Annotated in this window: 9 protein-coding genes; 4 read left to right on the top strand and 5 right to left on the bottom strand. The window is 59.4% G+C overall.

Features of this window, described 5'->3' with window-relative positions:
• The first annotated feature begins 4 nt into the window (after positions 1-4).
• Positions 5-1,354 carry an alpha/beta fold hydrolase gene (locus QDX22_RS02350; protein WP_279675076.1) on the top strand — a complete coding sequence of 450 codons (1,350 nt, stop codon included), beginning with the start codon at positions 5-7 and terminating at the stop codon, positions 1,352-1,354.
• Between the two features lie 24 nt (positions 1,355-1,378).
• Here the strand turns inward: QDX22_RS02350 and QDX22_RS02345 are convergent, their stop codons facing one another.
• The 4 genes from QDX22_RS02345 to coaE form a co-directional block, all read right to left on the bottom strand.
• On the bottom strand, positions 1,379-2,716 hold the full coding sequence (locus QDX22_RS02345) for a TerC family protein (RefSeq protein ID WP_279717955.1): 1,338 nt from the start codon (positions 2,714-2,716) through the stop codon (positions 1,379-1,381).
• 172 nt (positions 2,717-2,888) lie between these two features.
• Positions 2,889-5,033 (bottom strand): excinuclease ABC subunit UvrB, encoded by a 2,145-nt coding sequence (uvrB, locus tag QDX22_RS02340; RefSeq protein WP_110098279.1) that lies wholly within the window; start codon positions 5,031-5,033, stop codon positions 2,889-2,891.
• Between the two features lie 82 nt (positions 5,034-5,115).
• A complete protein-coding gene (locus QDX22_RS02335; protein WP_279723931.1) occupies positions 5,116-7,125 on the bottom strand; it encodes an acyltransferase family protein in 2,010 nt (669 codons plus the stop codon).
• Between the two features lie 157 nt (positions 7,126-7,282).
• A complete protein-coding gene (coaE, locus tag QDX22_RS02330) occupies positions 7,283-7,876 on the bottom strand; it encodes a dephospho-CoA kinase (protein ID WP_279717953.1) in 594 nt (197 codons plus the stop codon).
• 64 nt (positions 7,877-7,940) lie between these two features.
• Between coaE and QDX22_RS02325 the strand changes: the two genes are divergently transcribed.
• Genes QDX22_RS02325 through QDX22_RS02315 form a run of 3 tightly spaced genes read left to right on the top strand, consistent with a single transcriptional unit; the run spans position 7,941 to position 10,390 of the window.
• Complete coding sequence (locus QDX22_RS02325) at positions 7,941-8,624, top strand: IMPACT family protein (RefSeq protein ID WP_279717952.1); 684 nt, start codon at positions 7,941-7,943, stop codon at positions 8,622-8,624.
• Positions 8,621-9,763 (top strand): class I SAM-dependent methyltransferase, encoded by a 1,143-nt coding sequence (locus QDX22_RS02320; RefSeq protein ID WP_279717951.1) that lies wholly within the window; start codon positions 8,621-8,623, stop codon positions 9,761-9,763. The genes QDX22_RS02325 and QDX22_RS02320 overlap by 4 nt, the downstream gene beginning before the upstream one ends.
• 51 nt (positions 9,764-9,814) lie before the next feature.
• Entirely contained in the window at positions 9,815-10,390 is a 576-nt protein-coding gene (locus tag QDX22_RS02315) for a phosphoribosylanthranilate isomerase (RefSeq protein ID WP_158278384.1), read from the top strand.
• Positions 10,391-10,513: 123 nt separating this feature from the next.
• Here the strand turns inward: QDX22_RS02315 and rpsA are convergent, their stop codons facing one another.
• Complete coding sequence (rpsA, locus tag QDX22_RS02310; RefSeq protein ID WP_110098273.1) at positions 10,514-11,980, bottom strand: 30S ribosomal protein S1; 1,467 nt, start codon at positions 11,978-11,980, stop codon at positions 10,514-10,516.
• Positions 11,981-11,990 lie beyond the last annotated feature (10 nt).

Genomic DNA, 11,990 nt, shown 5'->3' with positions numbered 1-11,990 from the left:
TTCCGTGGAGTCCGTCTCGTCGATGAGCACCGGTGTGAACTCCAGTGAGTTCACCACCCGCCAGGATGGGTACCGGCAGCGCACCCACCGCGTGCAGGTTCCGGTTGATCACCACCAAGCCGGCGCAGTAACCGATCCTGAGATGCTGTGGGTCACCGCTCGCGAGTTTCGCCACCCCGACGATGACCCGGATTCCGAGATCAACACCAAGCCGTGGTTGATTTACTTCCAGGGCGGACCCGGCTCCCCCGGTCAACGGCCGGGCACCATCGGAGGATGGCTGGCCGAGGCACTGAAGACCTACCGGGTGATGATGCTCGACCAGCGTGGCACCGGTCTGTCCACCCCACTGAATCATCACACGTTGCGTGCCCGTGGGGATGCGTCCGCGCAGGCGGACTACCTAACTCATTTCCGGGCACCGGATATTGTGGCCGATGCTGAAGCCCTCCGAACAGGTCTCGGCATCGAGCCGTGGGTCTCGCTCGGCCAGTCCTTTGGCGGATTCTGTACACTCAGCTACCTCAGCTTCGCCCCTGAGGGTTTGCGCGGTAGCTTAATCACCGGCGGTCTAGCCCCACTGTCTGGACCGGCCGACCGCGTCTATCGGGCCACCTACGCGCGGATGCGGGCCCGCAACCAGGAATACTTCGACCGTTACCCGGAGGATCTGAGGGTGTTGGCACGGGTGTATCAGCGGGTTCGTGCCGGCGGAGTGGTCCTTCCCGATGGGTCGGAGCTCACCGTCCCTCGCGTGCAAACCCTGGGGATGATGCTGGGTGGCAATACCCGGGTTGACACCTTGCACTACGTGCTGGAGCAAGCGTTCATCCCGGGGACTGATCAGCTCAGCGATCACTTTCTGCACGCGGTATATGAGCAGGTATCCCGGGCCAGAAATCCGCTGTATCTGATCCTGCACGAAGCCATCTACGCTCAGCCGGATCAAGCCGCCGAGCCCACCAACTGGGCGGCCGAACGGATGCTGAGAGAGTATCCAGACTTCGATGCTGAGGTCACGCAGACCCCGTGGCTGACCGGTGAGATGTGCTACCGGTGGTATACCCGCACTGATCCGACGCTGATTCCGATTGCTGAGGCGACCGAATTGATTGCGCAACACACCGGGTGGGGCCGGTTATACGACCTCGAGCAATTGGCAGCGAACCAGGTGCCGGTGGCTGCGGCGGTCTATCGTGACGATGTCTACGTCGATCGCGACCTGTCACTGGAGACCGCCGGACGGGTGGCCAAGCTACAGGTGTGGGAGACCGATGCCTACCATCATGACGGGATCGGCCAGGCGGGGGCGAAAATCTTCACCCGCCTGCACACGATGATTCACGACCGGTAAGCACGGCGCCCGTCAGCCCGCTGGTTAGCGACGAGTCGAGTCTTGGCTTCGGGCACCCTCTTTCTCGGCGGAATCGTGTGAATCCTCGGTGTCGTCCGGCGGGTCAATAATCGAGCCGGACTCGTTGACCACCTGTTGCGAGACCGGGGCGGAACGCCCGGTGCGTTGGACGTCTTCCAGTCGGGTCTCGTGGGCCTGACGGATAATGCTGGACCATTGGTCTTTATGTTCGATCAGTTCGTCTAGGTATTTATATTCGACCCGACGGGCCTTTTCAGTCCACTCATCCATTTTCGCAGCGGCTTTCTCGCGCTCTTGCTCGGTAGTGGAGTCATCCAGCTTGGAATACCGGAAGGAGAACTTCTCCGCATTCTGCAATGCGATCAGCGCCTTGCCCTTCTTCGAGGTCAACGAGGTGACAACCACCATGAGCAGGATGGCGATAATAACCACCAACGACATCTCGGTCGGAATTTCTTGAACCGGCACTGGTTCCCCACCGTTGATAAACGGCAAACTGTTCTCGTGGAGGGCGTGTAGCACCAGCTTGATGCCGATGAAGCCGAGAATGGCTGCCAAACCGTATCCCAAGTACACCAGACGGTCCAGCAAGCCATCGATCAGGAAGTACAGCTGGCGCAAGCCCATCAGCGAGAAAGCGGTGGCGGCGAAGACGATATAGGGCTCCTGGGTGACACCATAGATCGCGGGGATCGAGTCGAAGGCGAAGAGCACATCGGTGGCACCGATCGCGATCATGACCAACAACATCGGGGTGATCATCAGCTTGCCACGTTCTTTAGTGAACAGTTTGTCCTGGCGATAATCGTGTGAGACCGGGAAAATCCGACGGGCGGTGCGCACCATAATGTTTTCGGCCTCATTGGACTTCTCGTCGGCCGAGGTCAATTCGCCCTTGAGTTGCTGGCCGGCCAGCAGAATCAGGAACAGACCGAAGACGTAGAACACATCCGACCAGGCGTTGATCACGGCTGCGCCGAGGAGGATGAAAATCGTCCGGGAGATCAGCGCGAAGGTAATACCGAACAACAGCACCTTTTGTTGGTACTCGCGCGGTACCTGGAAGTTGCTCATGATGATCATGAACACGAACAGGTTATCGATCGATAGTGACTTTTCAAGTAAGAACCCGGTGTAGTACTCCACGGCGTGGGAGGTATCGCCGAAGAGGAAAAATACCAGGCCAAACAGCAACGCCAGTCCAATGTAAATGGAGGACCACATCGCGGCTTCTTTGATCGTGGGGGTATGGGCTTTCCGAGCGTGGGCAAAGTAGTCGAAAGCCAATAACCCCAGGATGATCGCAACGGTGACCAACCAGGTCACAAGGTTGATTTCCACAGGGAAGCTCCTTTGAGGATACGAGAATGAATCACAAGTCTCTCCCACTTGAGCTGATGGTCTCTGCTCAAGCCTCGCGCCCGGTTGAGAATGATCTCCACGTGCTGACGTTCGCGAGAAAGATCGGGATACTCCCCTGTTCGTGGACTACTGTAGCATCTCGACGACGATATTAGGCGTGTCCGGCTTGTTTCATCTGACGCAGTTCTTTTTTGAGCTCCGCCACCTCGTCGCGCAGGCGTGCGGCAAGTTCGAACTGCAGATCCGTGGCGGCCTGATGCATCTGCTGGGACATGTTGTCGATCAAGTCCTGCAGATCCTTGGCCGGAAGGGCAGCAATCTTCACGGCCTGCTGGCCCTCACGATCGGCCTGTTGGGATTTCTGTTCATCGGTGATCATCGAGGTGTAGCCACGGTGTCCCTCACCAAAATCAAAGCCGGCCTTGACCCCGCCCATGCCCGACAGGAAGTCTTCGGAGTCGGCATCCTCACGGGCCAGTTGGTCCGTAATGTCGGCAATGCGCTTACGCAACGGCTGCGGGTCGATACCGTGCTCGGTGTTATAAGCCTGCTGGATTTCACGACGACGGTTGGTTTCGTCGATAGCCTGTCGCATCGAGTCGGTGATTTTATCGGCGTACATATGCACCTGACCGGAAACGTTGCGGGCGGCACGACCAATAGTCTGAATCAGCGAGGTGGTTGAGCGCAGGAATCCTTCCTTATCGGCGTCCAAGATTGACACCAGCGATACCTCGGGCAAATCCAAGCCTTCGCGCAAGAGGTTAATGCCGACCAGCACGTCGAACGTGCCCTTGCGTAGCTGGGTCATCAGCTCCACCCGTTTGAGCGTGTCGACATCGGAGTGCAGATACTGGACCTTGACCCCGTGCTCGATCAGGTATTCGGTCAGGTCTTCGGCCATACGCTTGGTCAGGGTAGTAACCAGCACGCGTTCGTCACGCTCGACTCGCTGGTTGATCTCGTCCATCAGGTCATCGATCTGGCCGTTGGTGGGCTTGACCACGACCTCGGGGTCGATGAGTCCGGTGGGTCGAATAATCTGTTCCACCACGCCGTCGGCTTGGGCCAGCTCGTAGGGGCCCGGGGTGGCCGACAGGTAAATGGTTTGGCCGATGCGCTCGAGGAACTCATCCCATTTCAGTGGCCGGTTATCCAATGCTGAGGGCAACCGGAACCCGTGATCGACCAGGGTGCGTTTACGCGACATATCCCCTTCATACATTCCGCCAATTTGGGGCACGGTCACGTGGGATTCGTCGATGATCAACAAGAAGTCATCGGGGAAATAGTCGAGTAAACAGTGTGGAGCAGAGCCGGGACCACGGCCGTCAATATGGCGCGAGTAATTCTCAATCCCGTTGCAGTAGCCCATTTGTTGCATCATTTCGAGATCGTAGGTGGTGCGCATCCGCAACCGTTGAGCCTCGAGTAACTTATCTTGGGCCTCTAACTCTGCCAGTCGCACGCGCAATTCATCCTCGATGGACTCGATGGCCCGAGCCATCCGGTCATCACCGGCCACGTAGTGGGAGGCCGGGAAAATGTACATCTCGTCTTCTTCCCGGATCACGTGACCGGTCAGCGGGTGCAGGGTCTGGATCGAGTCGATCTCATCGCCGAAGAATTCCACACGGACCGCAAGCTCTTCATACATCGGGATGATCTCTACGGTGTCGCCACGGACCCGGAAGGTGCCACGGTGGAAGTCGTGGTCATTGCGCACATACTGCATATTCACGAACTGACGCAACAATTCGTCCCGGTCCAGCTCTTGGCCCCGTTTGAGGGTGACCATCTGGCGGATATATTCCTCCGGGGTACCCAAACCGTAGATGCACGATACCGTAGAGACCACCACGGTGTCCCGGCGGGTGAGCAAGGCATTGGTGGCTGAGTGGCGGAGGCGTTCGACTTCCTCATTGATGGAGGAATCTTTTTCAATGAAGGTATCCGACTGCGGGACGTAGGCCTCGGGCTGGTAGTAGTCGTAGTAGGAAACGAAGTACTCGACCGCGTTGTGCGGAAGCAGGTCTCGCAATTCATTGGCCAGCTGGGCGGCTAGAGTCTTGTTCTGGACCATCACCAGGGTGGGACGCTGAAGTTGTTCAATGGTCCAGGCCGCGGTCGCAGATTTACCGGTGCCGGTGGCCCCCATCAGCACCACGTCTTTTTCCCCGCCACTGACACGCTCAGCCAATTCGGCGATAGCACGTGGCTGATCGCCAGAGGGCTGATAGGGAGATTCCACCTTGAAGGGCGCAACTTGCCGGGTGATTTCTTGGGCCAGACTCATGCCTCTACCCTACTCTTCTCCCCCCGGTCTGCCACCGCAAAAGCCCGGTCGTCAGACCCAGAGCGAACGTGCCAGCAACCCGTTAGGAGACCTGCGGTTCTCCCGACTGAGCCCGGGCCAAGGCCTTCTCGACGGTCTGACTGTACAGCGCGCGTCCCTGCTGGTCCTTGGGGTGCACCGAGTCATCGGCCAGCAAGTCAAGGTGGTCCTGGATGGCGTTATTCCAGTCGGCCAGGTAAATATCGTCGTGGTTCTTCACAGCTTCCCGGATGGCCCGGTTGGCCGGGTCGATCCAGGTTGCCCGAGACGGACCATAACCGGTCACCAACACCAGGCGCCGATCGGGACCGATGATCTCGCGAATGGTCTCGATCTGATCCTGGCTAATGACGGCGTTTGTGGCCAGCCCGACCACGACATAGGGTCGCAGTTTGCCCTCGGACTTCAACCGGTTCAAGATCTCCGGCGCAGACTGGATGGAGCGGGAAATCTCTGCATCGAGATAAATGCCGGGAAAATCCTGATTCAGGGTCTTTCCGGCAGCGACGAGCAGAGAATCACCGATCATCGTGATGTTCTCTCCAGTGACTTCTGGGCCGGGATGACCGACCGGTGAGGCGTGTTCGGTGGCAGTATCCTCAGCAGTTTCTGTAGCGGAGTCGCTGGGCTCAGCGGATGGGTCCTCGGCGGGTTGTTCCGAAGGTTGCTCCGAGGGCTGTTGGCCTGGTTCGTCCTGGGCTTCATCGTCGGACTCAGAGCCGATCACGAGGCGGTCTTGATCCCCGGCAGCTTGTTGCAGGGCTCGCTCGGCGCTGGATTGTTGTGGCGATACGGCAATGGCGGAACCCGCAGCGATCAATACCCCGGCCAGACCCGCAATGGTTGCGACCTTGGCTACCGGCATCAGCTGCGTGATTTGCGCTACCAGCTGACGACACCAGGTCAAGAACCCGTGGGTGCGGATGGGGGTTTCAATGAAGCGGTAGGACAGCTCCGCGAAAACGATGCTGAGCACGATGACCGGCAGTGCTGCCAGTAGCGGGTTCATCGTCGGGCTGAGGTAGTACATCAGCACCCACAGCGGCCAGTGCCATAGGTAGATCCCGTAAGAGCGCACGCCCAGCCACACCAGGACCGGGTTCTCCAGGATGGCGGTCAACGCCAGGGCCGGTTGAGACGGGGCCACATCGTTGAGCAGACTGCGGACTGTGATGGCTACGGCCACACTAATCGCAACCATCCCCCAGGGGTACATCAGGGACTCGGGTAGGACCATCATCATCGTGATGGCAGCCAGCAAGCCCAGCCAACCGCCCACGCCCCACAGGGTGGGATAGCGCGTAGGATTGATCGGCATCTTCAGAGCACCCGGGATCGCTAAGGCGATGCCGGCGCCCAACATCAGACCCCAGAGGTGTGTGTCGGTGCCCATGTAGGCACGGGAGAGGTCAACCCCAGACAACCAGACATGGGCAACGATCGACGTCGCGGCAACAGCGAAGACGACGGCGAGTCGTCGGGGCCGGGACCAAAAGACGAGCAACGCAACGATGAGGGGCCAGAAGACGTAGAACTGTTGCTCCACGGATAACGACCACATATTGGTGAACAGTAATGGGGAGTTCTGTTCAAAATAGCTTGCACCATTGGCGATTTCGACCCAGTTATAGGTTCCGGTCAGTGCACCAACAAACTGGCGTGGCAAGGACACGAGTGCATCGCCGCCGACCGCCAGAGCCAGAGCGGAGGCACCGATCAGGGTAACGACCACGGCCGGCACCAGTCGACGGAAGCGACGCAACCAAAAACTCTTGAGTTCAAGCCGTCCGTGACGGTGTAGTTGCTGGAGCAACAGGGCGGTGATTAAGAAGCCGGAGAGCACGAAAAACATATCCACCCCGGCAAAGCCGGCTGGAGCCCACCCGGGAATGAGGTGATACACCAAGACGGCCATGGCGGCAATGGCCCGCAACCCATCAAAGCCACGCAACCGTGGGGGTCGTGCGGCGGTGTGGGAGCTCGTGTTGGTTCCATCGGCGGACACCGTCGTCGATGCCGGTCGCTCCGCTGTATATGACGCCATATTACGCATGCGCTTAGAATAGCTCTGAGATACCCGGCTCAGACCGGCAACACGACCGTGTTGCACAATTAAGATCTTTTCGCTACACCATGACCTACCGCTATCGAGCGGTTGGGCTCGACTGTCACTCCGCCCCTGTCAGACGTGGGTGAACTCACCGAGCGGATTACAGCGACTGCCAGAGTTCGCTGACCTGTTGTTGTGTGTGTTCCAGCGATTGGGAATTGTCAATGACCCACGTGGCGATCTGGGTGCGTTGGGCGTCGGTGGCTTGGGACTCCATCCGGGCTTTGGCATCGGCAGGGTCCATCCCTCGATGGGTGGTGAGCCGCTCTAGTCGAGTCTGCTCATCACATGTCACCACGATCACTCCGTCGAAACGCTCCGCTTGCCCGGTTTCGGCCAGTAAGGGAATGTCTTCAATAAGCACGGTCTCCCCTGAGCTTTCCGCGGTGGCAGCCTCAATCTGGCGCAGGGTCTCAGCCCGGACCGCCGGATGGACGATCGAGTCGAGTGTTTGGCGTGCTTGGTCGTCGTTAAACACGATCGAGGCCAGGGCTTGACGGTCCAGCTGTCCGTGTTCGTCGAGAAGGTGCTCACCAAAATGCTCGACCACTTCCTGTAGCACCGGTTGACCAGGGGCCATCAGCGACCGGGCAATGGCGTCGGCGTCAATGATGACTGCGCCCAGCTCGGCCAGCATCTTCGCCACCGTCGATTTACCGGATCCAATTCCTCCAGTCAGGCCGAGGTGTGTCATCGAGGTCCTCCTGGATGGTGGGCGAGCTCGGGCTCAGCTGGCGAAACCGCCTAGACTGTCGACTATGCCCGATTCACAGTGCTCATCCTATCTGGTCCCCGCCGCCAGGCGCGAGACCGACGAAGTCCGGTTGGAGATCAAGAAATCTGAATTCATCGCCTATGTGCACCGGGTTGAGAGCGAGTCTGCTGCCCGTGAGGTGATCGAGCGGATCCGGAAGCACCACCACGGGGCTCGACATGTGTGTTCAGCCTTTATTCTGGGGCCGGATCGGACGGTACAACGCTGCTGTGATGATGGTGAACCGGCCGGAACCGCCGGGATCCCGATGCTGCAAGCCCTGTATAGTTTCACTCACCCTCAGTTCGACGGGTATCTGTCCGACACGGTGGTGGCAGTGGTGCGATATTTTGGTGGGATTAAACTCGGTGCCGGTGGCCTAGTCCGTGCCTATACGGATGCCGTTGTCGCTGGGCTCGAATCCACAGTGGTGCGACGTCGGGCGCGGGTGTTGTTGTATGAGGTTGCCGCACCGCACGCCGATGCCGGCCGGTGGGAGAACGAGTTGCGTGCCACCGGTGTCGAGGTGTTTGGGACCAATTATGGTGGCACCTCGGCCCACATTCAGCTCGGTATCCGCGACGAACGCGGTGCAGTGGAGAAACTCCAGACTGATCTGGCCACGATCACCTCGGGAGCTGCCCATCCGGTAGCAACCGGCACGCAATGGATGGATATCAGCTCATGACCGATCACCCTCAATCACGGACGCACCGTGTTGCCACCGGTGTCGATCGACTCTTGCTCGACCAACTCGATGAGCTACTCGAGCAGTCACCGAGCTATCGGGATCTGCCGGTCGTGGTGGTGAACGAGACCGAGGGAACAGTGGCCGCGGAGCTGAGAAGCCGGGGCATGCCACTGCGCGTGGTGCAAGATTCGGCGCTACTCTTCGATCGGCTCAGGGCACAGGCCGATCTCGCCCACGAACCGTGGGATGATGTGATGAGCCGCGAGATCCTCCAGGGTGCCGGCACGGTGCTGTATCGGTTGCCGCGCCCGTTGGAAGCGGTGGAGGAAACCGCATGGCATGTGGCCCGCTGGGCCAAGGAGACCGTAGTGTTACTCGCCGGGGCACGACAGAAAGATCTGCAACGGTCGGTTAATGACCGTTTGGGCCAATATTTTGGGCACGTTTCGGCCTCGCGCGGTGCGTATAAGGCCCGTGTTATTCGTGCCCGTGACCCACACCTCCCAGATGCGACACGCCAGACCCCACCACGGATCCCCCGGGTGAACACCGACCGGGTGCTTGACCACGAGCTGGCACTGCGCGCCTACGGGCTAACGTTTGGTGCCGCCCGGGTTGATCCGGGTACCCGGTTGATGCTGGAGACGATTTTGGGAACCCCCCATGCTTTCCAGGATGCTATCCGAGGTGCGGGTACAGCCGTTGATCTGGGCAGTGGTAATGGCACGGTGGCTACCGTGCTGGGATTGGAGACCTCCATCCCGCAGATTATTGCCACCGATGATTCAGCTGCCGCTGTCTGTGCAACGCGCGCGACCCTGGTGGCGAACGGGTTGGACAATAACAGTCGCTTCGCGGTCTACCACCAGCCCGATACGAAGCAACTTGCTGATGCGTCGGTTGATCTGGTGGTGTTGAATCCACCCTTCCATCACGGGTCCTCGGCGGTGACCCGGCAGATTGCACTCGACCTGTTTGTCGCAGCGGGCAGGGTGCTGACCGCGAACGGCTTATTGGTGGCCGTATGGAATTCGGGGCTACAGTATCGTCCGCAGCTGGAACGTCTGGTGGGTCCGACGACACAGTTGGCGCGGACCAAATCCTTTACGGTGACTATCTCTGAAGTCACCGGCTAGGCCAGCCAGGCTATTCTCATGATAAGCGCAAGAGAGGAAAGGCACCCATCAATGTTCATCAAAGTGTGCGGAGTGACCCGGGCGGAGCATGTCGAATGGGCAGCTGAGCTCGGCTACGATGCGGTGGGTTTCATGTGTGTTCGGAACTCACCTCGGTATGTCCCGGTTGAGCAACTGGCTGATCTCGCGCGGGTAGCCCGGAACAGGATTCGGACGATGGCAGTGGGGATGACCTTTACCGAGGTGGAACAGGCTCTCGATCTTGTCGATGCCGTCCAACTCTATGAGTATGATCCTCGGCCGGCACACTTGGCTGTGGCCTCAGCTGAAGCCCCCACCCGTGCCGATGCCCACCCTAATGTCGAGTATTGGTTCTACGACATCAGCCACGGCACCGGGTCCTTTACCGCTCCCCCAGATTGGATGCACGAGGCCAGGATTCCGGTGGTGTTAGCCGGTGGGCTCCATCCCGAGAACGTCGCCGAGGTGGTCCGAAATTACCATCCGGCGGGGCTCGACGTCTCCAGCGGGGTGGAGAAGGAACGAGGGGTCAAGGATCGACACCTGATGGAAGCATTCATCCGCCGTGCTCGGCAGGCTCAGACCACCCCGTCGTCTGAGGCCTAGCGTATGTCATCGTAGCGATGGTAGCCATCATCAAAACAGTGGGCCCGAGGGAAGTTTCCCTCGGGCCCACTGTTCTCGACAGTTCGTCTCAGTCAGCGGCTCGACGAACTGGACAGGCAATGTTTAGTGGCCGGTAAGCTTCTCACGCAGAGCAGCCAGCGCTTCATCGGACGCCAGGGTACCGGCGTCATCAGCATCGGAGTGCTCTTCTTCGGAAGAATACGAAGCCTGGCCGGTGTCGACCGGTCCAGCCGCGGCAGCTTCGGCACTGTCGGCCAGGTGGCGAGCAACCTGTTCCTTGTGAGCTTCCCAGCGGGCCTGAGCATCGGCGTAGTCCTGCTCCCAAGCAGCACGCTGCTCTTCGTAGCCTTCCATCCACTCGTTGGACTCGGGGTCGAACCCCTCGGGGTACTTGTAGTTGCCTTCTTCGTCGTAGTCGGCGGCCATACCGTACAGAGCCGGGTCGAACTCGGTGCCTTCGGGGTCAACGCCCTCATTGGCCTGCTTGAGCGACAGCGAGATGCGACGACGCTCCAGGTCGATGTCGATGACCTTGACGTAGACGATTTCGCCGACGGAGACAATCTGCTCGGCGGTATCGATGTGACGGTGTGCCAATTCGGAGATGTGCACCAGACCTTCGATGCCGTCTTCGACGCGGACGAAAGCACCGAACGGTACCAGCTTGGTGACCTTACCGGGCACGATCTGACCCAGAGCGTGGGTACGGGCGAACAGCTGCCACGGATCTTCCTGAGTGGCCTTCAACGACAAGGAGACGCGTTCACGGTCCATGTCGACGTCGAGGACCTCAACGGTGACTTCCTGGCCCACTTCGACAACCTCAGAGGGGTGGTCAATGTGCTTCCAGGACAGCTCGGAAACGTGAACCAGACCGTCGACGCCACCCAGGTCCACGAAGGCACCGAAGTTGACGATCGAAGAGACCACACCGTTGCGGACCTGACCCTTCTGCAAAGCCTGCAGGAAGTTCGAACGAGCCTCGGACTGGGTCTGCTCCAGCCAGGCACGACGGGACAGCACCACGTTGTTGCGATTCTTATCCAATTCGATGATCTTAGCTTCCAGCTGCTGACCGATGTAGGGGGCCAGGTCGCGAACGCGACGCATTTCAACCAGGGATGCCGGCAGGAAGCCACGCAGCCCGATGTCGAGGATCAGGCCACCCTTGACCACCTCGATGACGGTACCGGTGACCACACCGTCTTCGTCCTTGATCTTCTCGATGTCGCCCCAAGCCCGCTCGTACTGAGCACGCTTCTTGGACAGAATGAGACGGCCTTCTTTATCTTCCTTGGTCAGCACCAGGGCTTCAATGGAGTCGCCCACCGCCACGACATCGTCGGGATCAACGTCATTCTTGATGGACAGTTCACGAGACGGGATCACACCCTCGGTCTTGTAGCCGATATCGAGCAGGACCTCGTCGCGGTCGACTTTGACGACGGTGCCAGCCACCAGGTCGCCATCGTTAAAGTATTTGATGGTCTCATCGACGGCATTGAGGAAATCGTCTTCCGTTCCAATGTCGTTGACGGCAACCTGTGGGGCATTGGTAGTAGTGGTCATGTAGTAGGGA

Source organism: Auritidibacter ignavus, assembly GCF_029853775.1.
GTDB classification, from domain to species: domain Bacteria; phylum Actinomycetota; class Actinomycetes; order Actinomycetales; family Micrococcaceae; genus Auritidibacter; species Auritidibacter ignavus.
Note: the sequence above shows the minus strand (reverse complement) of the source record. Positions and strands in the feature narration are given on the sequence as shown.